This is a genomic window from Bradyrhizobium sp. C-145 (assembly GCF_023375135.1).
In the GTDB taxonomy this organism is placed as follows: Bacteria; Pseudomonadota; Alphaproteobacteria; order Rhizobiales; family Xanthobacteraceae; genus Bradyrhizobium; species Bradyrhizobium zhanjiangense.
In genome coordinates this window covers 10,338-35,908 of the sequence record NZ_CP088150.1, presented here as the reverse complement: position 1 = coordinate 35,908, position 25,571 = coordinate 10,338, and the positions used below count along the sequence as shown (strand labels likewise).

Here is a 25,571-nt window from a genome sequence, read left to right as displayed (position 1 = left end):
TTGCACGCGATGGCCGCGCAGCACTCTCGGGGTCGTCCTGGCGAAAGCCAGGACCCATAACCACGGAATTGCATGGTTGCGTGAGCTGGCAACTCCGAGTCTTCGCAAAACGATTGCTGCGGCGTATGGATCCCGGATCTGCGCGCGCTTGAGAGCGCGCTTGTCCGGGATGACGGCGGAGAGTTAAGGCAGCAGCGAGACCTATAGCGCCTCGCCCTTCAACAAGCGCGGCACTTCACCAGTCAAACCAGCCGCCTGGCGGATGAAGAGATTCTTCAGCGGCGGGGCGCGGTCGACGAGGCCGAGGCCGATGTCGCGCACCGTGCGCAGCAGCGTCGACTGGTTGGAGAACAGGAAGTTCAGCGAGTTGGTGGCAACGCCCATCGCCATGGTGTCGAACCGGCGCCAGCGCTGGTAACGGTCCAGCACGTCGGCGCCGCCGAGATCCATGCCGAGCCGCGCGGCATCGACGACCACCTCGGCCAGCGCGGCGACATCCTTCAGCCCCATGTTGAGGCCCTGGCCCGCGATCGGATGGATGACATGGGCGGCATCGCCGACCAGCGCCAGGCGCTCGGCGATGAAGGAGCGCGCGACGAAATAGGACAGTGGGAATGCGCGCGGCTTGTCAAGCGCCTTGACCTCGCCGAGATGCAGGCCAAAGCGCTGCTCGAGTTCAGCGTGGAACTCCTCGTCACTGAGCGCGATGATGCGCGCGGCCTCGCTGCGGCGCTCGGTCCACACCAGCGATGACCGCCTGCCGGATAGCGGCAGGATCGCGAACGGGCCGGCGGGCAGAAAGTGCTCTTCGGCGCGGCCCTCGTGATCGCGCTCGTGGCCGACGGTAACGACGATGCCGGACTGATCGTACTCCCAGCCGTGGGTGGCGATCCCGGCGCGCTCACGCAGCTTGGATCCGGCGCCATCGGCGGCGACCAGCAGGCTCGCCGCGATCACGCTGCCATCGCCGAGCGTCACGTCGATGCCCTCGGAACGCGCGTCGTAGGACGCGACAGTGGTGGCGCGCAGATCGATGCCCTCGGCCTCGGCGCGCGCCACCAGCGCATCGATCAGGCGGCGGTTCTCGACCATATGGGCGAAGGGCTCGCCCGGCGCGACATCGCCGGCGAAATTCAGGAACACCGGGCGCGTAGCGTCCTCCAGCTTGGAATCGGTGACGACCATGTCGAGGATCGGCTGCGCCTCGCCCCGGACATCGTCCCAGGCGCCGATCGCCTCAAACAGGCGGCGGCAGGCGGCCACGATCGCGGTGGCGCGCGGGTCGCGGCTCGGACGCATGCTGAGCGCGGGATCGGCGACGATGACGGGAATCTCGGGTCCGAGCCCCTGGCGCAGCGCCAGCGCCAGCGCCAGCCCTGCAAACGCGCCGCCGCCAATGACAATGCTACCCTGTACCGACATACCCGACTTTCCCGGCCAATTCCTGGTCTTGCTAGCAGACTTGAGGTGGGCGAAACAGTGCGGTGAAACAAGGGCGGAACGGCCCGTATGTCATTTCGGAGCTTCAATCCGGAAATGACGGCAAGAAAGCTCACGCATGTCCAAAAGCCTGATCGACCTCATTTCGATCCTCGACCTCGAACAGCTCGAGGTGAACCTGTTCCGCGGCAACAGCCCGAAGACGAGCTGGCAGCGGGTGTTCGGCGGCCAGGTGATCGGGCAGGCGATGGTGGCGGCCTGCCGCACCGTCGAGGGCCGGCTGCCGCATTCGCTGCATTGCTATTTCATCCTGCCGGGCGACCCGCAGATCCCGATCATCTACCAGGTCGAGCGCCTGCGCGACGGCAAGAGCTATTCGACGCGCCGCGTCACCGCGATCCAGCACGGCAACGCGATCTTCTCGATCATGGTGTCGTTCCATGCCGAGGAGGAGAGCGCGTTCGACCACCAGGACAAGATGCCCGACGTGCCGCCGCCGGAAAAGCTCACGGCGGAGGAGGTGGCGAAGCAGCCGATGTTCAAGGAGATGCCGGAGTTCATCCGCCGCTACTACGAATCCGATCGTCCGATCGAGCTGCGTCCGGTCGAGCTCGGCCGCTATTTCGGCCAGAAGATCGAGGACGGCCGCATTCACGTCTGGATCAGGACCGCTGCGAAACTGCCGGACGATCCGGCGCTGCACATGTGCGCGCTCGCCTATGCCTCGGACTTCTCACTGCTGGACGCGATCATGGCGCGCTATGGCCGCACGCTGTTCGACAAGCGCATGATGCCGGCGAGCCTCGACCATGCGATGTGGTTTCACCGCCCGTTCCGCGCCGACGAATGGCTGCTCTACGCCCAGGATTCGCCGAGCGCACAATCGGGCCGCGGACTGACCCGCGGCTCGATCTTCAAGCCCGACGGCACGCTGGTCGCCTCCGTCGCGCAGGAAGGCTCCGTGCGCGAGCGGAGGGCGTGATCGCTTAGAGCGAGCCGCGCGGAGCGAGTTCGGTCTGCGACGCAAACCAGTTCATGATCCAGCGATACACCCACGGGATCGGGATGATGAAGCTGCACAGGATCGCGGCCACGATTCCGCGCCACAAGATCTCAAGTCCGCTGCCTTTGAACACGATTTCGCGCCGTGTGCCTTCGACGCTGCGGCAGAACCAGCGCATCTGCGCCGCGGCGACCCAGGCCCAGCCGATGATGGTGATGATCGAGATCGCGAACAGCAGGCTCCAGCCGATATAGGCCCAGATCGAGCCGGTGAAGCTCAGGCCCAGCGGCTGGCCGTTGGAGGCGAGGTTCGCGACCATCCATTTGATCAGCAGCCAGTAGAGGACGATCTGCACGATGAACAGCAGGTTGCTGAGCAGCTGGCTTCCGATGAAGGAGATGGCGATCGCCAGGACGATGAAGCCGAAATACCAGGGCACCAACGTCATCGCATTGCCGGTGAAGCTGAGATTCGGACGCCCCGGGACCCTCACGCAGGACACGATCCATTGCGTGTACCAGACGAACACCCACGGCGCCGGCAGGACGAAGATCATTCCGATCAGCAAGACGATGCTGCGCCAGGTGAACTCGAGGATGCCAAAATCGACCGCCAGCGATCCTCCACCTGCGCCACCATAGCCGCCGGCGCTGGCATACCCACCGGCGCCCATCATCGGAGGGCCGCCGGCCGGCATCATCGGCGGCGCGCCGCCGCCTCCGATCAAGCCGGGGATTTCGGCGGCCTTCTGCCAGCCGGCCATGCCTTCGGTCCAGACCAGCGTATCCGGGCGCACGACGCCTTGGGCGATGAGATCGCGGAACTGCCCTTCCGCAAAGGGCCCCTGCTGCTTGCCCTCGGATGCGTAGAACCAACTCGCCATGATGCGTCCCCCAAAATACTTATGTACCGCCCGGGGCCGGCAGGTTCACCCGATCCATGCCGAAAATGCATTGTGAAGGATGGACGGCTGCCCTGTACAGAGGCGGCCGTTCACATGGCCAAACGTTTTTCCGCTTCAATCTGCAACTTTTTTGTGCCATTTGCCCGGAAAGATGCCAGATTGACGCAGCGCCGGGGACATACGGCGCGGCGCATCCCGGGGAATAGGCCTGCCATGAAACTCGTCGTCGCGATCATCAAACCCTTCAAGCTCGATGAGGTCCGCCAGGCCCTGACGGCGATCGGCGTCCACGGCATGACTGTGACCGAGGTGAAGGGCTATGGCCGCCAGAAGGGCCACACCGAGATTTATCGCGGCGCCGAATATGTCGTGAACTTCCTGCCGAAGCTGCGTATCGAGATCGCGGTCGCGTCCGACGTTGCCGACAAGGCGGTCAGCGTGATCACTGCGACCGCGCGCACCGGCCAGATCGGTGACGGCAAGATCTTCGTCACGCCGATCGACCACGCGCTGCGTATCCGCACCGGCGAAACCGACAGCGACGCGCTCTGATCTAATCTAATACATCTTCTTCGATCGCACCGGGCAACGACGCCACAGCGTGCGACGCCAGTTAATGCCGGGGGAACGACATGGCGGGATATTTGCGCCGCGCAGCTGCTATGGCTGCGCCGATCGGATTTGCGTCTGCCATTGCCTCGCCGGCGCACGCCGCAGGCTCCGAGATCAACACTGCCGACACCGCCTGGATGATCGTCGCCACCGCGCTGGTGCTGATGATGACGATCCCCGGACTTGCGCTGTTCTACTCCGGCATGGTGCGCAAGAAGAACGTGCTTGCCACCATGGCGCAGAGCCTCGCCGCAGTGACGCTGATTTCGATTCTCTGGGTTGCGTTCGGTTATTCGCTGTGCTTCGTCGGCGACGGCCCGTGGATCGGCACGCTCGACCGCTGGTTCCTTGCGGGCATGACCATGGACAGCGTCAACCCCGCGGCCAAGACGATCCCGGAATCGCTGTTCATGCTGTACCAGATGACGTTTGCGATCATCACGGTGGCGCTGGTCGCGGGCTCGGTCGCCGATCGCATGCGGTTCTCCGCCTACCTCCTGTTCTCCGTCGCCTGGTTCATCTTCGTCTATATTCCGCTGGCGCATTGGGTGTGGGGTGGCGGCTTCCTCGCCAGTACGGGCGTTTTGGATTTCGCCGGCGGCCTCGTGGTGCATTTGTCCGCCGGCACCGGCGGCCTCGTCGCCGCGAAGGTGATGGGGCGCCGTCACGGCTACGGCACCGAGAATCTTTCGCCGTTCGATCTCTCGCTGGCGGTGATGGGCACCGGCCTGTTGTGGGTCGGCTGGTTCGGCTTCAATGGCGGCTCGGCCGGCGCGGCCAATTCGCGCGCGGTGATGGCGATCATTGCAACGCATCTCGCCGCTTGCGCCGGCGCCCTGACATGGGGCGCGATCGAATGGTCGACGCGGCGCAAGCCCTCGGTGCTCGGCATGATCTCCGGCGCGGTCGCAGGCCTCGGCACCATCACACCGGCCTCCGGATTCGTGGCGCCCTGGCACGGCATCGTCATCGGCATCATTGCCGGTGCGGTTTGCTACTGGGCCTGCACCTGGCTGAAGCACCGCTTCAACTATGACGATTCGCTCGACGTGTTCGGCGTCCACGGCGTCGGCGGCCTGACCGGCACCCTGCTCGGCGGCGTGTTCGCAACCAGCGCCATTGGCGGCACCGCCGGCCTGATCGAGGGCCACCCGCAGCAAGTGTTGATCCAGCTCTATGGCGTCGCCGTCACCTTCGTATGGTCGGCAGGGGTGAGCTTCGTCCTGCTCAAGCTGGTCGGCCTGTTCGTGCCCTTGCGCGTATCCCGTGAGCACGAGCTCGAGGGGCTGGATATTTCGCAGCACGGCGAGGCGCTTCAGTAACAGGGGCTTGCGCGACACATAAGTACGTGCTTATGTGTTGTCATGATCGAAGCCGACATCTTCAAGGCGCTGGCCGACCCGACGCGCCGCAAGGTCTTTGAAAAGCTCGCTGGCGGAAGCCTGAATGCCAGCGCCTTGCGCGACGGATTGGAGATCAGCCAACCCGCGATGTCGCAGCATCTTTCGGTGCTGCGCGCGGCAGGCCTCGTGCGCGAACAGCGGCAGGGCCGCTTTGTGAATTACGAAGTCGACCCGGACGGAATTGTCGCCATCGGGGCATGGCTTGCGCGCTACCGCGCCTATTGGCCGAAGCGCATGGAAGCACTCGCTGACCTCCTGAAGGACATGGATCAATGAGCGACACCGTGAAGCCTGATCGTCCCGACGAAGCCCTCGTGCTCGAATATGATTTCGATGCACCGCCGGCAAAAGTCTGGCGCGCCGTGACCATTCCTGCATTGCGCGAGCGCTGGCTGCCGGATTGCGACCTTGCCGGCGCCGAGCCGGAATCAACGATCGCAGGTGAAGAGGTGCGCTACCGGCTTCGCGATTCCAAACCGCCATTTCGCGAGAGCCACGTCATCTTCCGGATCGAGCCGAACGAAGGCGGCGGCACCCGCTTTCGCATCATCCAGCAAGCCTGCGACGAGCGAACAAGGCTGCCGCAGCCGGCCAATAGCAATTGCTGCCTGATGCGCGCGGCGGCCTAGCAACAACACAACTTCATCACCTGCAGACATGGAGGTCGTCGATGCGCGACATGCTTCAGCTCGTCCCTATGGTCGTCGAACAATCCGCCCGCGGCGAACGATCCTTCGACATCTACTCGCGGCTGCTGCGCGAACGCATCATCTTCCTCAACGGCGAGGTCAATGATGCGATGTCCGGGCTGGTTTGCGCGCAGCTGCTATTCCTGGAGGCGGAGAATCCGAGCCGGCCGATCAATCTCTACATCAATTCCTATGGCGGCGTGGTTACCAGCGGGCTCGCGATGTACGACACCATGCAGTTCATCAAGGCGCCGGTTCATACGCTGTGCATGGGCACCGCGCGCTCCATGGGCTCGTTCCTGCTGATGGCCGGCGAACCCGGTCACCGCGCCGCGCTGCCCAATGCGAGCCTTCACGTGCATCAGCCGCTCGGCGGCTTCCAGGGCCAGGCGTCAGACATCCTGATCCACGCCAACGAAATGCAGGAAACCAAGCGGCGCATCACCAGGCTCTATGCGCGGCATTGCGGACGGACTGAAGAGGAGGTGGAACGGACCCTGGACCGCGACCACTTCATGACCGCGCAGCAGGGAGTCGAATGGGGATTGGTCGACCGGGTTTTTGCAGAGCGCGACGCCGCCTGATGGTGCGACAGCGGCCCTCAGCGGGATACCCTCGGCGAGGTTCGTCGGCTCGACCCGCGGCCGCCGCGATGAGCGTATCCCGTAAGCAGCGGGCGCAGTGGTCTCGATATTTCTCAAGTTTCTCCCGTATCGAAATACCTTTTGACTGCCCGACACATGAGCAACATTGTGTCGGCAGCCTGTCCTGCCTGCGTTTTGAGCAGACGTGACCACGTTTTGAGCGCGACGTAATATCGCACCGCACGGCAATGCGCGTTAGGCGCGAAAACACGCGTTTTCATAATCCGTTAGGCAACGCGCCTGATCTGGCACGGCATTTGATTCTACGGGTCCCGGCTGAGCCCGCGTAGTGAACTTCTCCCTCGTGGCGAACCAGTCGAGAACGCCCGGCCATGTCCGGACCGGGCCAAGCGGGGATAGGACCCATGAAAATCGTTATGGCGATTATCAAGCCATTCAAGCTGGAAGAAGTCCGTGACGCCCTGACCGCCATTGGCGTTCACGGTCTCACGGTGACGGAAGTCAAGGGATATGGCCGCCAGAAGGGCCATACGGAAATCTACCGCGGCGCCGAATATGCCGTGAGCTTCCTGCCCAAGATCAAGATCGAGGTCGCTGTCGCCTCCGACCAGGTCGACAAGACCATCGACGCCATCACGTCCGCCGCGAAAACCGGCCAGATCGGCGACGGCAAGATCTTCGTCATCAACCTCGACCATGCGGTGCGCATCCGCACCGGCGAGGCCGACGCCGCGGCCCTTTGATTTCGCGCTCAACCTTTATCCAATCAGGAGTGAATACAATGACGTTTAAGCGTCCCTATGGCGCGGGACTGGCGGCTCTCGCAGTCGGCCTGTTCGCTGCGACCGCAGCCTATGCCGAGCCAACGGTCAACAAGGGAGACAACGCCTGGATGCTGACATCGACAGTGCTGGTGCTGTTGATGACGATCCCCGGCCTCGCACTGTTCTACGGCGGTCTCGTCCGTTCCAAGAACATGCTCTCGGTCCTGATGCAGGTGTTCTACACCGTCTGCGTCGTCACCGTGATCTGGGCCGTGTACGGCTACAGCCTCGCCTTCACCGGCGGTTCCGACTTCATCGGCGGCTTCTCCAAGGCCTTCATGATGGGCGTCACCACCGACTCGAAGGCGGCCACCTTCTCGGTCGACGCCAACATCTCGGAGCTCATCTACGTGTGCTTCCAGATGACCTTCGCGGCGATCACGCCCGCCCTCATCGTCGGCGCCTTCGCAGAGCGCATGAAGTTCTCGGCGATCGCTCTGTTCATCCCGCTCTGGGTCACGCTGATCTACTTCCCGATCGCGCACATGGTCTGGTACTGGCCCGGCCCGGACATGATCCAGGATGCGGCCAAGGCGCTCGCTGCGGCGGGTGATGCGGCAGCCAAGACCGCGGCGCAGGCCAAGCTCGACGAGATCAACGCCGACGCCGGCTGGATCTTCAAGAAGGGCGCGATCGACTTCGCTGGCGGCACCGTGGTGCATATCAACGCCGGCATCGCAGGTCTCGTCGGCGCTCTCCTGATCGGCAAAAGGGTCGGCTACGGCAAGGAGCTGATGGCTCCGCATTCGCTGACCATGTCGATGATCGGCGCCTCGCTGCTCTGGGTCGGCTGGTTCGGCTTCAACGCCGGCTCCAACCTGGAAGCCAACGGCGGCGCTGCGCTCGCCATGACCAACTCCTTCGTCGCCACCGCCGCCGCCGCGCTGTCGTGGATGTTCGCGGAGTGGATCGTGAAGGGTCATCCGTCGGTGCTCGGCGTGATCTCCGGCGCTGTCGCGGGTCTCGTGGCCGTGACGCCCGCTGCCGGCTTCGCCGGCGCGATGGGTGCGATCGTCCTCGGCCTCGTGGTCGGCGTGGTCTGCCTGTTCTTCTGCACCGTCGTGAAGAACGCGCTCGGCTACGACGACTCCCTCGACGTGTTCGGCGTGCACTGCATCGGCGGCATCGTCGGCGCCCTCGGCACCGGCATTCTCGTCAACCCGGCGCTCGGTGGTGCCGGCATCATGGACTACACCGCGATCCCGCCCAAGGTTGCCGATTACGACTTCGCCACGCAGATGATCGCCCAGCTCTGGGGCGTCTGCACCACGCTGGTGTGGTCGGGCATCGGTTCGGCGATCCTCTACAAGGTCGTCGATGTGATCGTTGGCCTTCGCACCAATGTCGAGAGCGAGCGTGAAGGCCTCGACATCACCGAGCACACCGAGCGCGCCTACAACATGTAACTCTCCTCCCGGCCGCGATCTCCTCGGGGATCGCGACCAGACCTACGGTTTGGGCACATACCCGGCAATGCCCCGACCGTTGAGGGGCTCCAGCGCAAGTTGGAGCCCCTTTCTTTTGGTCGGAGCGCCGAAGAAAAACATTGCCATTGCGCACCGCCGGCGCAGAAATATCGACCTCAAGAACAACAATCGGGAGGTCGTCATGCGTTTGGAAGGCGGATGCTATTGCGGCGCAGTGCGCTACAAGGCCGAAGGTGATCCGATGATGCAGGCCCAGTGTCATTGTCGCGAATGCCAGTACATCACCGGCGGCGCGCCCAACACCTTCATCGCAATGCCGGCGGCCGGCTTCAGCTACATCACCGGACAGCCCAAGCAGTTCACGCGCAAAGACCTCGAACGCGCCGTCACGCGCGAATTCTGCGCCGAATGCGGCACCCATCTGGTGACCAAGGTTCCAGGCCTGCCGGCCGCGGTCGTGAAGGTCGGCACGCTGGACGAGCCCGGCCAGTTCCATCCGCAAATGGCGATCTACACCTGCGACAAGCAGGAGTTCCACGCGATCCCCGCGGGCATGAAGACATTCGAGAAGCTGCCGGGGCATTGAAGCTCGAATCGAGCCAGGGAGACGCTGCGCTCCCTCTCCCGCTTGCGCGGGAGGGCTGGGGTGGGGGTGCCTCCGCGGGGGACCCCAAGAGGAGAGAACCCTCACCCGACGCTTCGCGTCGACCTCTCCCGCGAGCGGGAGAGGTGACGAACCCGGCCATGCATCCCGTTATTATCCGGCCCCATTATTCCCGCTCTGGACGGGGGCGGCGGCCGATGGTTAATCGCGTCTTAACCTCGCCCTATCTATGGTGAACTGAACCGCTTCCCGCCGGCGCCTTGGTGCGACCGGCTGTTCCAAGAGTGCTGGCGCCCAGAATGGTCATGACCGCTTCATCCCGTGCGCCGCAGGCCAGTGGAAGCTCCGACAGCGAACGCTCGCCCTTCGTCCGGCTGAACGAGCTCTTGGGCCCGCATCAGCCGGGTAAGCCCTTGATTACGCTTGCAGTCGGCGAGCCACAGCATCCCGTGCCTGACTTCGTCGGCCCGGTGCTGGCCAAGCACATCGCCGAGTTCGGCCGTTACCCGGCGAACAAGGGCACCGACCCCTTCCGCAACGCGGCGGGTGCCTGGCTGTCATCGCGCTTCAAGCTGCCGCGGCCGCTCGACCCCGAGAACGAGATTCTCGTCCTCAATGGCAGCCGCGAGGGGCTGTTCCTCGCCGCGCTCGCGGCGGCGCGCTATGTCGGCCCGCGCCCCGGCAAGCCTGCCATCCTGATGCCGAACCCATTCTATCCGGTCTATGGCGCCGGCGCTCGCGCCGCGGCCTGCGAGCCGGTCTACCTGCCGACAACGGTCGAAAACGGCTTCCTGCCCGATCTCGACGCCATCGACGAAGCGACGCTGGCGCGCACCGTGGCGTTCTATCTGGCCTCGCCCGCCAATCCGCAAGGCTCGGTCGCCAAGCCCGATTATTTCAAGCGGTTGAAGCAGCTCGCCGACCGCTACGGCTTCGTGATCCTCAGCGACGAGTGCTATTCCGAGATCTACACCCGCGAGGCACCGGGCAGCGCGCTCGAATGCGCCGGCCCCGATTTCACCCGCGTGGTTGCGTTCCAGTCGCTGTCGAAGCGCTCCAACCTGCCCGGCCTGCGCGTCGGCTTCGCCGCCGGCGACAAGAGGTTCATCGGCATCTTCCTCGAGCTGCGCAACATCGCCGCGCCGCAGGTGCCGGTACCGCTCCAGCATGTCGCGACCGTTGCTTACGGCGACGAAGCGCATGTCGAGGAGAACCGCAGGCTCTACCGGATCAAGTTCGATCTCGCCGACCAGATCATCGGCAATCGTTACGGCTATCGCCGGCCCGATGCCGGCTTCTGCGTCTGGCTCAACACATCCGCGTTCGGCGACGACGTGTCGGTGACGCTGAGACTGTTCACGGAAGCAGGCGTGCGCGTGGTGCCCGGCAGCTATCTGGCGCGGCTCCAGCCTGACGGCTTCAATCCCGGCGCGGGCTATATTCGCCTCGCGCTGGTGCAGGATGGCGAGACCACGGCGCAAGCGCTGCACCGCCTGGTCGAGACTCTGGGTTAGGCGGGGCCCATGAGCATGTCGGCAATCGAACGTGTCATTCCACTGGTCGGCCATCTGCCGCCCTCGATCCGAGAGGGGCTGGCGCGACGTCTGCGCGAGCTCACCGGCCTCGGCCTGATCGCGCTGGCGGGCGTCGCATCGGCGGCGCTGATGACCTGGTCGGTGCAGGATCCCAGCCTCAGCCACGCCACCTCACGGCCGATCCGCAACATCCTCGGCTATGCCGGTGCGATCGGTGCCGACCTCTCGATGCAGATCCTCGGCCTTGGCGCGATCATGCTGGTCCTGACCGTCGCGGTCTGGGGCTGGCGCATGATGACGCATCGCCCGTTCGACCGCGAAGCGCTGCGGCTCGGCTCCTGGATTCTCTGCACGGTGATCGCCGCGGGCTTTGTCAGCTGCTGGCCACATGGCGGCGCCTGGCCGCTGCCGACCGGCCTCGGCGGTGTCGTCGGCGATGCCCTGGTGCGCGCGCCCGCCGTGATCTTCGGACCTGCAGGAACAATCTATCGCATCGTGCTGGGCACGATCCTGTTCGCCGCGATGACGGCGACCTTCCTGATCGCCTGCGGTCTCGGCGCACGCGAGCATGACGACGAGCTCGCAGAGATCGAGGATGACGACAAACCGCTCGACGAAGACGAGGAGAGCGATCGCGGCTCGGTGTCGCTGGGCTGGCTGTTCCACGCCTTGATGAGCACCAAGGCGCGACTGATCTGGCTCTTCGGTGCCGCTTACCGCTCGCTGGTCTCGAGCGGGCCGAAGACCAAGGCCGCTCAGTTCAGCCGTCAGGAGCCCAATCTCGGCGGCGGCCGCGCCGCGCCCTCGATCTCACCGCAGTCCGAAGACGAGGACTACGAGGACGAGTACGAAGAAGAGGAAGAGGAGGAGGAAGAGGAGGAGCCCGCCGCGCGCGCACCGCGCAAGAAGGCCGCGCCGAAAACCTCTGCCAAGAAATCCTCCGACAAGTTCGATCTTCCGTCCGTCTCCATGCTGGCCGCACCAAAGGCCGGTGACCGCCAGCCGCTCAGCAAGGCGGAGCTGGAGACCAATTCCCGCTCGCTCGAAGGCGTGCTCCAGGATTTCGGCGTGCGCGGCGAGATCGTGAAGGCCAATCCGGGTCCCGTGGTCACGCTGTACGAGCTGGAGCCGGCGCCCGGCATCAAGTCGTCGCGCGTGATCGGGCTTGCTGACGACATCGCGCGCTCGATGAGCGCGCTGTCGGCACGCGTCGCCGTCGTGCCCGGCCGCAACGCGATCGGCATCGAATTGCCGAACGCGCATCGCGAAAAAGTTTACCTGCGCGAACTGCTGGTGGCGAAGGAGGCGACCGACACGGTGGCAAAGCTGCCGCTCTGCCTCGGCAAGACCATCGGCGGCGACCCCGTGATCATCGACCTCGCACGGACGCCGCACATGCTGATCGCCGGTACCACCGGCTCCGGCAAATCGGTCGCCATCAACACCATGATCCTCAGCTTGGTCTACAGGTTGCGCCCCGACCAGTGCCGGCTGATCATGGTCGATCCCAAGATGCTCGAACTCTCCGTCTATGACGGCATCCCCCATCTGCTCACGCCTGTTGTGACCGATCCGAAGAAGGCGGTGGTCGCGCTGAAATGGGCCGTGCGCGAGATGGAAGAGCGCTACAAGAATATGGCCAAGCTCGGTGTGCGCAACATCGACGGCTACAACACGCGCCTGCTCGAATTGAAGGCCAAGGGCGAGGAGCCGACGCGCACGGTGCATACCGGCTTCGACAAGGAGACCGGCAAAGCGATCTACGAGGAAGAGAAGCTCTCGCTCGACCCGCTGCCTTACATCGTGATCATCGTCGACGAAATGGCCGACCTGATGATGGTCGCCGGCAAGGACATCGAAGGCGCGGTGCAGCGTCTGGCGCAGATGGCGCGCGCCGCCGGCCTGCACGTGATCCTCGCCACGCAGCGTCCGTCGGTCGACGTCATCACCGGCACCATCAAGGCGAACTTCCCGACCCGCATCGCCTTCCAGGTCACCTCCAAGATCGACAGTCGCACCATTCTCGGCGAGATGGGCGCCGAGCAGCTGCTCGGCCAAGGCGACATGCTCTACATGGCCGGCGGCGGCCGCATCAGCCGCGTGCACGGACCTTTTGCCTCCGACGAGGAGGTCGAGAAGGTGGTGCGTCACCTCAAGACTCAGGGCCAGCCCGAATATCTCGAAGCGGTCACGGCCGAAGAGCCCACCGAGGACGAGGACGGCGCAGTGTTCGACGCGACGGGCATGGGTGCCGATGGCGGCGGCGATTTGTTCGCGCAGGCCGTTGCCATCGTCAAACGCGACCGCAAGGCTTCGACCAGCTACATCCAGCGCCGCCTGCAAATCGGCTATAATCGCGCTGCATCGCTGATGGAGCGCATGGAACTGGAAGGCATCGTCGGGCCCGCCAACCATGCCGGCAAGCGCGAGATTCTGGTCGAGGAAGAAGACAGCCATATGTGAGGCGAGGAGCCTCAACACATCATTTCACGCAAAATCGATATCTGCTTTTGCCCGAAATCACGCTAAAAGGCGCCCAGCCACGTTAGGACGACGCGTTGATCAGACATCCGGACATTCGATTCGCTGCCACCATCGCTGCGCGAAGCGCGCGCGTGGCCGGCGTGCTTCTCGTCACCGCCGCGATGGTGACCGCTACGTCGCTCGCGCAGACCGTGCCCGTGCCGAAGCCAGCGCCGAAGGGCCGCGATGGCGGTGCGGCGGGGGGAGGGCCCGCCGTCACCGGTGCGACGCAGGCGCCGCCGAATCCGGTCATTCCGGATCCGCGCCGCAACGTGCCGAGCAGCATCTTCCAGACCTTCGATGCCAACCAAAAGGCGCAGGCCGCCAAGATCAGCGCCTATCTCTCCTCGCTCCAGACACTGGTCGGGAATTTCGTCCAGGTCGGCCCCGACGGCAGCAAGACGCAGGGCGATTTCTACATCCAGAAGCCGGGCAAGGTCCGCTTCGAATATGACGCGCCGAGCCCGATCGACATCGTCGCCGACGGATCATCGCTGGTGGTGCGTGATCGCAAGCTTGCGACCCAGGACATTTATCCGCTGTCGCAGACGCCGCTGCGTTTCCTGCTGTCCGATCGCATCGACCTGATGAAGGACACCAACGTCGTCAACGTCTCGGCCGACGACGTCTTCACCAGTGTCACTATCGAGGAGAAGCAGGCGCTGGTCGGCACCAGCCGCCTCCTCTTGATGTTCGGCGCCAAGGACGGCCAGTTGAAGCAGTGGACCGTCACCGACCCGCAGGGCTACGACACCACGATCGCGGTTTACAATCTGGATTCGAGCAAGAAACTCGATCCGGGCATGTTCAAGATCGATTTCACCAATTACGGCCCATCGCCGGGTTAAGCGCTCCGCTGCCGTAGGGTGGGCAAAGGCGCGTTTGCGTCGTGCCCACCATCTTTTTCCTCCTCTCGATCGGCACGTCGGCACGCTTCGCTTTGCCCACCCTACAAAAGCACGCCCAGATCCTCACATCTCGCACCCGAAAAGACGGTGGGCACGGCGCTTTGCGCCTTTGCCCACCCTACGAGAGCTTGCTAAGACGCATCCCTCATGCGTCTCTCCCTGGCAACCTGGAACATCAATTCGGTGCGGCTGCGCATCGATCTGGTCGCGAAATTCCTCAAGAGCGCGCGGCCGGACGTGCTGTGCTTGCAGGAGACTAAATGCATCGACGACGCCTTTCCGCTGAAGCGCTTCAAGCGGCTCGGCTATGAGCACGTCGCGCTGAACGGACAGAAGGGCTATCACGGTGTCGCCATCGTCTCGAAGATCCCGTTCGAATCGAAGGACATCCGCACCTTCTGCGACAAGATCGATTCGCGGCACATCTCGGTGTCGTTCGGCGAGAAGGCCAACATCGCAAAGCCACTGGTGCTGCATAATTTCTACGTGCCCGCCGGCGGCGACATTCCCGATCCCACGCTGAACGAGAAGTTCGACCACAAACTTCGCTTCCTCGACGAGATGAAGGCCTGCGAGCCGCTGCATCCGCGCGGCGAGGACCGTCACATCCTGGTCGGCGATCTCAACGTCGCCCCGCACGAGAACGACGTATGGTCGCACAAGCAGCTCCTGAAGGTGGTGTCACACACGCCTGTCGAAACCGAGAAGCTGAAGGCGGCGCTGGCGGCCGGCGAATGGATCGATGTCGCGCGCGAGCGCATTCCGATGTCGGAGAAGGTCTATACCTGGTGGAGCTACCGCTCCGCCGACTGGACCGTCGGCGATCGCGGTCGCAGGCTCGACCATATCTGGGTCTCGCGCGCGCTGAAGCATGCCGTCAGTGATTTCAAGATTCTTCGCGATGCCCGGAGCTGGGAGCGGCCGTCGGACCATGTCCCCGTCACGGTGACGCTGGATCTATGATTGTCGCCCTGGCGAAAGGCAGGGCCCATTACCACCAGTCTTCGTTGTTGCGCGAGGACGTCGGCAGTCGCACCAAGCCACAAACATTTGGGGTAATGGGTCCTGGCCTGCGCCAGGACGACTTCAGCTCGTCAGCTTCGCGCCCGCCATCAGGATATCGCTGGCGATCTGGCTGGATCGGACCGCGAATTCGTCGCGGAGGCGAACCGCGGCGGCGGGGTCGCTTTCGAGCACGCGCTGGAACAGGCTGCGCGCGATGCGGATGACGGAGGCGTGCTCCAGCGCAACCGCGCTCGACGGCCGCTTCATCGGCACTACCAGCGCGAGCTCGCCGATCAGGGCGCCGGGACTGGCGATCATTTCGGCGCCGGCGCCGTCCTCGACCCGGAAGGCGCCGCGCTGGACCACGAAGCCGGCATCGGCCTCATCGCCGAGATTGAACAGGACGTCGCCGCGGACGAAGTTCCGCTGCTCGGAGCCGATCGCCAGCATGCGCAACGATGCGTCTCCCAACAGGCGCAGTGTCGGGACTCGCTCGAGAAGCGCTACATCGTCGTCGATTGACATTCAGGTCCGAGGCTCAAAGGCACGCGATCTCAAACGATTCGCAGGCCCCTCAAGCGTATCACGGCACCAGCTTGTAGCCACCGGCTTCCGTGACCAGGATTTCCGGGTTGGCGGCGTCCTTCTCGATCTTCTGGCGAAGGCGGTAGATGTGGGTTTCCAGTGTGTGGGTGGTGACGCCGGAATTATAGCCCCAGACCTCCTGGAGCAGGGTCTCACGCGAGACCGGCATCTGGCCGGCCCGGTAAAGGAAACGGAGGATGGCGGTCTCCTTCTCGGTGAGGCGCACCTTGCGCGCGTTCGCCGCGGTCAGCATCTTCGAACCCGGGCGGAAGGAGTAGGGGCCGACCGAGAACACCGCGTCCTCGCTGGCCTCGTGCTGGCGGAGCTGAGCGCGGATGCGGGCGAGCAGCACGGCGAAGCGGAAGGGCTTTGCCACATAGTCGTTGGCGCCGGATTCCAGCCCCAAAATCGTGTCGGAATCGGTGTCGTGGCCGGTCAGCATGATGATCGGGGCCTTGAAGCCGCCCTTGCGCAGGGAGCGGACCACCTCGCGGCCGTCGGTGTCGGGCAGGCCGACATCCATCAGAACGAGATCGGGAGCATTGGCCTTTGCGGCGCTCGCGCCCTTGGCGCCGGTATCGACGGCGGACGCTTCGAATTCTTCGTGCAGCGATAATTGCTCCACCAACGTATCGCGCAGATCGGTATCGTCATCCACGATCAGGATCTTGCGGGCATTGGCCATGGGGGGTCATCCTTTTGGATCCGGCTCGGCGCGCATCGATGCCGCACCCAGCCGCGAGGGAAAGTTAGGGTCGCCGTTGTTATTGTTGTTCGTGTTGAAGTAGTGGGCTGTTACCGATTCACAAGCCAGAACCACTCTAACCCAGAATAGCAGGGCGTTTTGATGAATGTCCTGTAATGAATTCGACATCGCACGTTCACATGAAAAACAAAGCTGCGTCAGCTAGTTACACCCAGAATCGAAGGGCCAGGCCGCTGTCCGCGATCCGCGTTAAGCCAGCTGCCGGTAATCCGCGCCGGGGCTGGCTGACGGCCGGAGCACTGACGATACCGGTGGCGTTGGGGCGAGGCGGCATTCTCGCCAACAAGCGCGAGGGCGACGGCGGTACCCCGCGCGGCAGCTTCCGTCCCAGGCGATTGTGGTGGCGGGGCGACCGGCACAGCCGCCCCCAGACGTTCTTGCCGGCCCGGATCATCACCGGCGAAGACGCCTGGTGCGAGGATCCCAAAGACCGTCATTACAACCAGGGTATCCGGCTCGGCGAGGGGCAGGGCGGCGACCGGCTCAAGCGCGCCGACCACCTCTACGATTTCATCATCGAGATCGACCACAACACCAGGCCGCGGATCGCCGGCCGCGGCAGCGCGGTGTTCTTGCACCTCGCCCGCGACAATTTCGGCCCGACTGCAGGCTGCATCTCCATGACGAAATCTGCGATGCTGCAATTGCTGCGACGGCTGGGGCCAAGAACAAAAATCATCATCGGGTGAGGACGGATGCTCGACAAGGATCAGATCGCCGCCGCATCGCAGGTTCTGGTGAAGCATTGGCGCGACGGCACCAAGCTTGACGCGCTGGATGCCCGGTTGCGGCCGCAGAGCCGCGCTGATGGCTATGCCATCCAGGCCGCGCTCGAAACGCAATCGAGCGGAAAATTATTCGGCTGGAAGATCGCGGCAACGAGCGAGTCCGGACAGAAGCACATCAACGTCACGGGACCGCTGGCCGGCCGCATCATGAGCGACACCGTAATCGCCGATGGCGGCACCGCGTCGATGCTGGGCAACGAGATGCGCGTCGGCGAACCGGAATTCGCCTTCCGCATGGGGCGCGATCTATCGCCGCGCGCGGTGCCGTACACTGTCGACGAGGTCCTCGCCGCCGTAGGCACCTTCCATCCCGCAATCGAAATTCCCGATTCGCGCTTTACCGATTTCGCCAGCGCCGGCGAGGCGCAGCTCATCGCCGACAATGCCTGTGCGCATCTGTTCGTGCTGGGCGCGCCGACGACTGCGGATTGGCGCGCGCTGGATCTCGTCGAGGAGCAGCCACAAATCACGCTACGCGGCCAGCGCTATATCGGCCACGGCAAGAACGTGCTCGGCGATCCCCGCGCAGCCCTCGCCTGGCTCGCCAACGAGCTCCGCGGCCTCGGCATCACCTTGCGGGCAGGGGAGGTGGTGACCACAGGCACATGCCATCCACCGCTGCCGATTAAGGCCGGCGATCATTTTGCGGCGGATTTCGGCGTGTTGGGGAAGGTGTCGGTGGGGTTTGTGTAGGCGCACACGCTCCGCTGTCATTGCGAGGCGCCCTTGCGACGAAGCAATCCAGAATCCCTCCGCGGAAAGATTCTGGATTGCTTCGCTTCGCTCGCAGTGACGAAATCGATGACGGTTGCTGGGTGCGTTCCTCGCTAACGGCTCTCACCTGTGTCCGAAGATCGCGCTCCCCACGCGCACATGGGTGGCGCCGAGCATGATCGCGGTCGCAAAATCCGCGCTCATGCCCATAGACAGGTTCTTCAATCCATTGCGCTCCGCGATCTTGGCAGTGAGAGCAAAGTGCGCCGCCGGCGGTTCGTCGACCGGCGGAATGCACATCAGGCCGGAAATCGTCAGCCCATAGGTGTCGCGGCAGCTCGCAAGGAAGGCATCGGCCTCGCCGGGCGCGACGCCGGCCTTCTGCGGCTCCTCGCCGGTGTTGATCTGGACGAAGAGCTGCGGATGCTTGTTCTGGGATTCGATTTCCTTGGCTAACGCTTGGCAAATGCTCGGACGGTCGACCGAATGGATGGCATCGAACAGCGCGACCGCCTCTTTTGCCTTGTTGGATTGCAGCGGGCCGATCAGATGCAGCGCGATGTCGGAGTAAACAGACGTTAACGCAGGCCACTTGGCTTTGGCCTCCTGCACCCGATTCTCGCCGAATACGCGCTGTCCGGCGGCGATGACCGGGGTAACCGCATCCGCGGCGAAAGTCTTGGACACTGCGATCAGCGTCACGGAGGCGCGATCACGCTGCGCATCCTTGCAGGCGCGTGCAATTTCGGCTTCGACTGCGGCGAGCGCGTTTGGTGAATGGCCGGTTACCGGCGCGGCATTGGCTTCTGTCATGACGTCGATTGGCTGTGGTCGTAACCGAGGTAAGTCCAATTTTACCTAGTTCAAGAAAGAGTTTTTGAACCCTTCGCTTTACCTTGGCCCATGGGGTGGGTAGCGAAGATGGCAAGCGTCAGTCTCAACCGCAAACGAGCGAAACTCAAGCAGGTTCTCGGTATCCGAGCGCGGCTGGCGTTGCTCGCGGTGATTCTGGTGGCCCCCTTGATGCTCGAGCGCATCCGTTCGCTCGAAGACACGCGCGCGCGCCAGATCGCGCAGGCCGCGGCCGAATTCACCACCGTCGCAAGGCACAGCGCCGACGCGCAGCGCGAGGTGATCTCGTCGGTCGAGACCATCCTGAAATCGGAGGCTTTCATTCGGGCGTCCGCCGGCGGCATCAGCAAGAGCTGCGACGTGCTGCGCGCGAGCCTGCCGTCCAGCCTGCCCTGGATCCGCACACTTCTGATCGCCGGCCAGGACGGACGCATCCAATGTGCCACCAACAACATGTATGTCGGCCTCGACCTCAGTGACCGGCCTTACTTCCTGCGGGCACAGCAAACCGGCCGCTTCGTGTTGAGCGACTTCATCATGTCCCGGCCCGCGCCGACGCCGACTGTCATGGCGGTTTATCCGGTGTCCGCGTTCAGCGGCGTCCCGGACGCCGTCGTGCTCGCCACCGTCAATCTCGACTGGATGTCGAAGGTCATGAGCAATCTCGGCGGCCGCGCCGGCATTTCTGCAGTGCTGATCGACAGCGCCGGCACCGTGCTCGCCGCGCCCGCCGACCAGCACAGCGCGGTCGGCCGTCCCCTCGACAACATGCCGCTGATGTCGGCGATCGCCGACAGGGCACTGCGGTCGGACCAGGACGAAGGCTCGCTGTCCTTTCTTGCTGCCGACGGCTCCCGCCGCGCGGTCAGCTATATCCGCATCGCCGGCACCAATGCCCGCCTGATCGCCAGCATCGACGAGGACAAGGTATCTGCGGCCGTGAGCCGCGACATCCGCACCGCCTATCTCCAGTTCGCCTTCGTCGTCGTGTTCGTCCTGCTCGGCGCGCTGATCGCCGCCGAGAAACTGGTGATCAAGCCGATCGAGATGCTGGCCGACATGGCCAAGCGTCTCGGCGAAGGCGATCTGTCGGCGCGGGCGGCGCGCAGTCGCCTGCCCGCCGAGTTCGTGCCGCTGGCCCGCGCGTTCAACGCAATGGCCGCGCAATTGAGCCAGCGCGAGCGCGAGCTGATCGCCAGCAACGACCGCCTGACGGTGATGGCCTCGATCGACATGCTGTCCGGCCTCGCCAACCGCCGCGGCTTCCAGAGCCGGCTCGATTTCGAATGGATGCGCGCGCAGCAATATGGCAGCGAGCTCGCGCTTCTGATGATCGACGTCGACCACTTCAAGCTCTTCAACGACACCTATGGCCATCTCGAAGGCGATTCCTGCCTGACCCGGCTCGGCGAATCACTGTCCGGCATTGCCGCCGACACGATGGGCTTTGCGGCACGCTATGGCGGCGAGGAATTCTGCCTGCTGCTGCCGAACACCGACGTGCCCCGCGCTGTCGAAATCGGCGAATTGGTGCGCGCGGCCGTGCTGAAACTCTGCCTGCCGCACATCACCTCCGCGCATATGATCGTCACCGTCTCGATCGGCGTTGCTGCGACGAAGCCAAACGAGACACTGCGCCCCGGTGATCTCATCGAAGCCGCCGACGCCGCGCTCTATGCCGCCAAGCATCGCGGCCGCAACAACGTCGTCGAGCACGGCGTGCAGGCGATCGAGACCGGCACGACTGACATGATGATGGCGGCCAACGGCTAGAGCGTTTTCGAGCGAAGAGGACACCGGTTCGCGTGAAGAAAACGCGTCAAAACAAGAATCTAGAGCTTCGGTTCTGATTCAATCGGAACCGATAATGCTCTAGCCCGCCGCTCCGGCGCGCTCGAGCTCGATCTCGGTCACCACGCGATTGCGGCCACCGCCCTTGGCGAGATAGAGCGCGCGGTCACAGCGCTCGATGAAATCGGTGATCGCTTCGCCGGTCCGGTATTGCGCGACACCGATCGACACACTGATATTGGGCAGGATCTCACCTGTCGAACGACGCGTGATCCTGCATTCGGCGATCGCGCGCCTGATGCGCTCGGCGGTCTCGGCAGAGGCGGCAAGGTCGGCATCCGGCAGCACCGCGATCAGCTCCTCGCCGCCATAGCGGGCCGGCAGATCCTGCTCGCGGACCTTCTCGCGCAACACCTTGGCGATCAGGCGCAATACCTGGTCGCCGATGCCATGGCCGAAATTGTCGTTGAAGGTCTTGAAGTGGTCGATGTCGAGCAAGAGCACGCTGAGCGGCTCGCCCCATTCCGCGGTCGCCTGCGCCTTGCGCAGGAATTCGTCGAGCGCCCGCCGATTCGCCAGCCCCGTCAGCGTATCGGTCCGGGCGCGCTGCTCGGACCTCGACAGCGAATCACGGATCACGTCGAGCTCGCGGGTCTTTTCCGCAAAGCCTGCCTCGAGCCGTGTCGCGCGGGTGGCGGCGCGGGCCAGCTCGTTCATGAGCTGGGCGACCAGTGCCTTCGGATCGACGCCGGCCTTGCCCTGGTCCGCGACCTCGCTGATCGCCTGCATCTGCGAATGGTTGTCGGCGATGGCCGTCGTCAGAAACTCCTTTGCCGCACCCATGAGGGCATGCAGCCGCTCGGAGGTGCGGACGACGATGGCACTGACCTGCGGCGCGATGTAGGTCTCGAACAGATCCTGATTGGTTCTGCTGTCGAAAGGACGGTTGTGGTCGATCAGGAGATCGATCGCGTCGCGCAGATCGTCTTGGCTGCCGGCGAGATATTGGAACCAGACGGCAAAATTGGCCGGGGTCGGCGCAATCCGCTGCTCGGCCATGCTCCGCAGCGCCCGTCCGGCAATGGACGCGGCATAGTCGTAATCGGGATCGTCGAAGCTGGAATCCATCGCAAGTATCGGGGGTCCTTGGCGGCCGCAACTTCGCATCGACCCCTTAATCACACCCCAACGACGGCCTCGGTATTTTTGCGGAGCAGTTCGGAAGGTTCCCCAGATTGCGGCAACCCATTGACCCCTTGCGGACTTCTATGGCCTAGTCCGCCGTCTTTAAGCCGGCCGAACCACGAAAAGCCAACGATTCCATGACCTCCGAACGCTACAACGCCCGCGACGCCGAACCGCGCTGGCAACGCCTCTGGGACGAACAGGCGATCTTCGTCTCCCGAAACGACGATTCGCGGCCGAAATACTACGTCCTCGAGATGTTCCCCTACCCGTCCGGGCGCATCCATATCGGCCATGTCCGCAATTACACGCTCGGCGACGTGCTGGCCCGCTTCAAGCGCGCCAAGGGGTTCAACGTGCTGCATCCGATGGGCTGGGACGCCTTCGGCCTGCCGGCCGAGAACGCGGCGATCGAACGCAAGGTCGCGCCGAAAGCCTGGACCTACGACAACATCGCCGCGATGAAGAAGCAGCTCCGCTCGATCGGGCTGTCGCTGGACTGGTCCAGAGAGATCGCGACCTGCGATCCCTCCTACTACAAGCACCAGCAGAAGATGTTCCTGGACTTCCTGCGCGCAGGCCTCGCCGAGCGCGAGAAGCGCAAGGTGAACTGGGACCCCGTCGACATGACCGTGCTCGCCAACGAGCAGGTGATCGACGGCCGCGGCTGGCGTTCCGGCGCTGTCGTCGAGCAGCGCGAGATGAATCAGTGGGTCTTCAAGATCACGAAATACTCGCAGGAGCTGCTGTCCGCGCTGGATGGGCTCGACCGCTGGCCCGATAAGGTGCGGCTGATGCAGCGCAACTGGATCGGCCGCTCCGAAGGCCTGTTGATCCGCTTCGCGCTGGATGCGGCGACGACGCCGGCCGGCGAGAACGAGCTGAAGATTTTCACGACGCGCCCGGACACGCTGTTCGGCGCGAAGTTCATGGCGATCTCGGCGGATCATCCCTTGGCGCAGGCGGCCGCCGCCAAGAACCCTGAGCTTGCGCAGTTCATCACCGAGATCAAGAAGATCGGCACCGCGCAGGAGGTCATCGACACCGCGGAGAAGCAGGGCTTTGACACCGGCATCCGCGCGGTGCACCCGTTCGATCCCTCCTGGAAGCTGCCGGTCTATGTCGCAAATTTCGTGCTGATGGAATATGGCACCGGCGCGATCTTCGGCTGCCCGGCGCACGACCAGCGCGACCTCGACTTCGTCAACAAGTACAATCTCGGCAACACGCCGGTGGTGTGCCCCGAGGGCCAGGATCCGAAGACATTCGTCATCACCGACACCGCCTATGACGGTGACGGCCGCATCATCAATTCGCGCTTCCTTGACGGCATGACGATTGATCAAGCCAAGGAAGAGGTGGCGAAGCGGCTGGAAGGCGAGCTGCGCGGCAATGCGGCGGTCGGCGAGCGGCAGGTCAATTTCCGCCTGCGCGACTGGGGCATTTCGCGCCAGCGCTATTGGGGCTGCCCGATTCCCGTCATCCATTGCCCGAAATGCGATGTGGTGCCGGTGCCGGATGCCGATTTGCCGGTGACGCTGCCGGAGGATGCGACCTTCGACAAGCCCGGCAACGCGCTCGATCATCACCCGACCTGGAAGCACGTCACCTGCCCGAAATGCGGCGGCAAGGCGCAGCGTGAGACCGACACCATGGACACCTTCGTGGATTCGTCCTGGTACTTTGCGCGCTTCACCGATCCCTGGAACGAGAAGGCGCCGACCACGCGGTCGGTGGTCGATCGGCTGATGCCGGTCGATTGGTATATTGGCGGTGTCGAGCATGCGATCCTGCATTTGCTCTACGCGCGCTTCTTCACCCGCGCGATGAAGGCGACCGGGCACATTGCGCTGGACGAGCCGTTCGCCGGTCAGTTCACCCAGGGCATGGTGGTGCACGAGACCTACCAGAAGGCCGACGGCACCTATGTGCAGCCGGCCGAGGTCAAGGTCGAGGTCGGCGGCAATGGTCGCCGCGCCACGCTGCTCGCGACCGGCGAAGACATCCAGATCGGCCCGATCGAGAAGATGTCGAAGTCGAAGAAGAACACGGTCGATCCCGACGACATCATCGAGACCTACGGCGCCGACGTCGCGCGCTGGTTCATGCTGTCGGACTCCCCGCCCGACCGCGACGTGATCTGGAGCGACGAGCGCGTCCAGGGCGCATCGCGCTTCGTGCAGCGGCTATGGCGGCTGGTGAACGATGCGAAGGAACTCGGCAAGGACGCGCCGGCGGCCCGGCCAGCTTCGTTCGGGACGGATGCGACCGCCTTGCGCAAGGCCGCCCATGGCGCCCTGGACAAGGTCACGACCGGCATCGAGCGGCTGCACTTCAACGTCTGCCTCGCCCATATCCGCGAATTTGCCAATGCCCTGTCCGAGATGCTCCAGCGCCCCGGCCAGCCTGCCGCGGACCTGGCCTGGGCGATCCGGGAGGCCGGCCAGATCCTGGTCCAGCTGTTCTCCCCGATGATGCCGCATCTGGCCGAAGAGTGCTGGCAGGCTTTGGGCCAGAGCGGGCTGGTTTCGGAGGCCAATTGGCCCCAAATCGAACGCGATTTGCTGGTTGAAGACAGCGTGACCCTGGTGGTCCAGGTCAATGGCAAGAAGCGGGGTGAGGTCACGGTTGCAACAGTGGCCCAGAATCCGGAAATCGAGGCTGCCGTTTTGGCCCTCGATGCGGTAAAGCTGGCCCTGGACGGCAAGCCCGTTCGCAAGGTGATCATCGTCCCCAAGAGGATCGTGAATGTTGTCGGCTAGGATCCGCATCGCAGCCCGCTTGCTGGCGGTCGCCGCCCTGGCGGCGCTGACGGCCGGCTGCTTCCAGCCGATGTATGCCGAGCGTAACGACGGCACTCCCGGCCTGCGCGAGAAGCTGATGGGGGTCGAGCTGCCGCCGATCGCCAAGCCGAACGCGTCGCGCGAGGCGCGCGTTGGCGTCGAGGTCCGCAATGCCCTGGCCTTCAAGCTCTACGGCACGGCGACAGGCATGCCACCGACGCACCGCCTGGAGATCCGCTTCACATCTACCCGCTCCTCGCTGATCGTCAGCGCCGCGACCGGACTGCCGACCAGCGAGAATTACGGCATCGACGCCCAGTACAATCTGATCGAGGTCGTCAGCGGCAAATCGGTGATGACCGGCACCACCTTCTCGCGTGTGTCTTACGACATGCCCGGCTCGTACCAGCGCTTTGCCCGTAACCGGGCCTATCGCGACGCCGAGGATCGTGCCGCCAACGAGATCGCCGAGAACATCACGACCCGGCTCGCCTCGTTCTTCACCGCGGGCACCTGATTCATTCCAGTCATTCCGGGGCTCGCGAAGCGAGAATCCGGAATCCAGAGATTGTGGATCGAGATTCTCAGGCGCGCAATTGCGCGCCGTAGTTCGCCCTTCGGGCCC

General features: G+C 64.1%; 24 protein-coding genes. 18 read left to right on the top strand and 6 right to left on the bottom strand.

The annotated features are described in order from the left end of the window. Nucleotides 1-201: 201 nt before the first annotated feature. Nucleotides 202-1,422, bottom strand: a complete 1,221-nt coding sequence (locus LRP30_RS00160; protein WP_249758968.1) for a ubiquinone biosynthesis hydroxylase — start codon at nt 1,420-1,422, stop codon at nt 202-204. Between the two features lie 136 nt (nt 1,423-1,558). Between LRP30_RS00160 and tesB the strand changes: the two genes are divergently transcribed. After that, complete coding sequence (tesB, locus tag LRP30_RS00155) at nt 1,559-2,422, top strand: acyl-CoA thioesterase II (protein WP_128930528.1); 864 nt, start codon at nt 1,559-1,561, stop codon at nt 2,420-2,422. 4 nt (nt 2,423-2,426) lie between these two features. On the opposite strand, the gene LRP30_RS00150 is transcribed toward tesB, so the two are convergent. Further along, the gene (locus tag LRP30_RS00150; RefSeq protein ID WP_249758967.1) at nt 2,427-3,326 is read right to left on the bottom strand and encodes a DUF4339 domain-containing protein; all 900 of its coding nucleotides are present in this window, start codon (nt 3,324-3,326) and stop codon (nt 2,427-2,429) included. 234 nt (nt 3,327-3,560) lie between these two features. Between LRP30_RS00150 and LRP30_RS00145 the strand changes: the two genes are divergently transcribed. The 12 genes from LRP30_RS00145 to xth all read left to right on the top strand — a co-directional run bounded on the left by LRP30_RS00145 (nt 3,561) and on the right by xth (nt 15,440). Continuing rightward, a complete protein-coding gene (locus LRP30_RS00145) occupies nt 3,561-3,899 on the top strand; it encodes a P-II family nitrogen regulator (protein WP_028176997.1) in 339 nt (112 codons plus the stop codon). Nucleotides 3,900-3,979: 80 nt separating this feature from the next. Beyond that, complete coding sequence (locus LRP30_RS00140) at nt 3,980-5,281, top strand: ammonium transporter (RefSeq protein WP_249758966.1); 1,302 nt, start codon at nt 3,980-3,982, stop codon at nt 5,279-5,281. Between the two features lie 42 nt (nt 5,282-5,323). Next, complete coding sequence (locus LRP30_RS00135; protein WP_018646000.1) at nt 5,324-5,638, top strand: metalloregulator ArsR/SmtB family transcription factor; 315 nt, start codon at nt 5,324-5,326, stop codon at nt 5,636-5,638. Beyond that, on the top strand, nt 5,635-5,991 hold the full coding sequence (locus LRP30_RS00130) for a hypothetical protein (RefSeq protein ID WP_249758965.1): 357 nt from the start codon (nt 5,635-5,637) through the stop codon (nt 5,989-5,991). Before LRP30_RS00135 ends, LRP30_RS00130 begins: the two co-directional genes overlap by 4 nt. A 41-nt stretch (nt 5,992-6,032) precedes the next feature. Further along, nucleotides 6,033-6,635: an ATP-dependent Clp protease proteolytic subunit gene (locus tag LRP30_RS00125; RefSeq protein ID WP_249758964.1), complete on the top strand. Its 603-nt coding sequence runs from the start codon at nt 6,033-6,035 to the stop codon at nt 6,633-6,635. A gap of 425 nt (nt 6,636-7,060) precedes the next feature. Then, the gene (locus LRP30_RS00120; protein WP_008142813.1) at nt 7,061-7,399 is read left to right on the top strand and encodes a P-II family nitrogen regulator; all 339 of its coding nucleotides are present in this window, start codon (nt 7,061-7,063) and stop codon (nt 7,397-7,399) included. Between the two features lie 38 nt (nt 7,400-7,437). Next, entirely contained in the window at nt 7,438-8,886 is a 1,449-nt protein-coding gene (locus LRP30_RS00115) for an ammonium transporter (protein ID WP_128930523.1), read from the top strand. A 202-nt stretch (nt 8,887-9,088) separates the two neighbouring features. Beyond that, nucleotides 9,089-9,493 (top strand): GFA family protein, encoded by a 405-nt coding sequence (locus LRP30_RS00110; protein ID WP_128930522.1) that lies wholly within the window; start codon nt 9,089-9,091, stop codon nt 9,491-9,493. 317 nt (nt 9,494-9,810) lie between these two features. After that, entirely contained in the window at nt 9,811-11,025 is a 1,215-nt protein-coding gene (locus tag LRP30_RS00105; RefSeq protein WP_249758963.1) for an aminotransferase class I/II-fold pyridoxal phosphate-dependent enzyme, read from the top strand. A 9-nt stretch (nt 11,026-11,034) separates the two neighbouring features. Continuing rightward, a complete protein-coding gene (locus LRP30_RS00100) occupies nt 11,035-13,509 on the top strand; it encodes a DNA translocase FtsK (protein ID WP_249758962.1) in 2,475 nt (824 codons plus the stop codon). A gap of 152 nt (nt 13,510-13,661) precedes the next feature. Continuing rightward, nucleotides 13,662-14,417 (top strand): outer membrane lipoprotein carrier protein LolA, encoded by a 756-nt coding sequence (locus LRP30_RS00095; RefSeq protein WP_128937064.1) that lies wholly within the window; start codon nt 13,662-13,664, stop codon nt 14,415-14,417. A gap of 207 nt (nt 14,418-14,624) precedes the next feature. Further along, nucleotides 14,625-15,440, top strand: a complete 816-nt coding sequence (gene xth, locus LRP30_RS00090; protein ID WP_249758961.1) for an exodeoxyribonuclease III — start codon at nt 14,625-14,627, stop codon at nt 15,438-15,440. 123 nt (nt 15,441-15,563) lie between these two features. Here xth and LRP30_RS00085 read toward each other — a convergent pair whose 3' ends face one another. Both LRP30_RS00085 and LRP30_RS00080 read right to left on the bottom strand, forming a co-directional pair. Further along, nucleotides 15,564-16,007: a cyclic nucleotide-binding domain-containing protein gene (locus tag LRP30_RS00085; RefSeq protein WP_091882654.1), complete on the bottom strand. Its 444-nt coding sequence runs from the start codon at nt 16,005-16,007 to the stop codon at nt 15,564-15,566. A 58-nt stretch (nt 16,008-16,065) separates the two neighbouring features. Continuing rightward, entirely contained in the window at nt 16,066-16,752 is a 687-nt protein-coding gene (locus tag LRP30_RS00080) for a response regulator transcription factor (protein ID WP_007598630.1), read from the bottom strand. 200 nt (nt 16,753-16,952) lie between these two features. Between LRP30_RS00080 and LRP30_RS00075 the strand changes: the two genes are divergently transcribed. After that, on the top strand, nt 16,953-17,522 hold the full coding sequence (locus tag LRP30_RS00075) for a L,D-transpeptidase family protein (RefSeq protein WP_249758960.1): 570 nt from the start codon (nt 16,953-16,955) through the stop codon (nt 17,520-17,522). A 6-nt stretch (nt 17,523-17,528) separates the two neighbouring features. Next, nucleotides 17,529-18,314, top strand: coding sequence for a fumarylacetoacetate hydrolase family protein (locus LRP30_RS00070; protein WP_249758959.1), 786 nt, complete (start codon nt 17,529-17,531; stop codon nt 18,312-18,314). A gap of 144 nt (nt 18,315-18,458) precedes the next feature. Here LRP30_RS00070 and LRP30_RS00065 read toward each other — a convergent pair whose 3' ends face one another. Next, complete coding sequence (locus LRP30_RS00065) at nt 18,459-19,148, bottom strand: YggS family pyridoxal phosphate-dependent enzyme (protein WP_249758958.1); 690 nt, start codon at nt 19,146-19,148, stop codon at nt 18,459-18,461. A gap of 108 nt (nt 19,149-19,256) precedes the next feature. On the opposite strand from LRP30_RS00065, the gene LRP30_RS00060 reads away from it, so the two are divergent. Then, nucleotides 19,257-20,960, top strand: coding sequence for a diguanylate cyclase (locus tag LRP30_RS00060; RefSeq protein WP_249758957.1), 1,704 nt, complete (start codon nt 19,257-19,259; stop codon nt 20,958-20,960). Between the two features lie 99 nt (nt 20,961-21,059). Here LRP30_RS00060 and LRP30_RS00055 read toward each other — a convergent pair whose 3' ends face one another. Continuing rightward, nucleotides 21,060-22,106 (bottom strand): GGDEF domain-containing protein, encoded by a 1,047-nt coding sequence (locus LRP30_RS00055; protein ID WP_206734804.1) that lies wholly within the window; start codon nt 22,104-22,106, stop codon nt 21,060-21,062. A 194-nt stretch (nt 22,107-22,300) separates the two neighbouring features. Here LRP30_RS00055 and leuS point away from each other — a divergent pair, with 194 nt between their 5' ends. Both leuS and lptE read left to right on the top strand, forming a co-directional pair. Further along, nucleotides 22,301-24,925, top strand: a complete 2,625-nt coding sequence (leuS, locus tag LRP30_RS00050; RefSeq protein WP_249758956.1) for a leucine--tRNA ligase — start codon at nt 22,301-22,303, stop codon at nt 24,923-24,925. Continuing rightward, on the top strand, nt 24,912-25,463 hold the full coding sequence (gene lptE / locus LRP30_RS00045; RefSeq protein WP_128930512.1) for an LPS assembly lipoprotein LptE: 552 nt from the start codon (nt 24,912-24,914) through the stop codon (nt 25,461-25,463). Before leuS ends, lptE begins: the two co-directional genes overlap by 14 nt. The last annotated feature ends 108 nt before the right edge of the window (nt 25,464-25,571 follow it).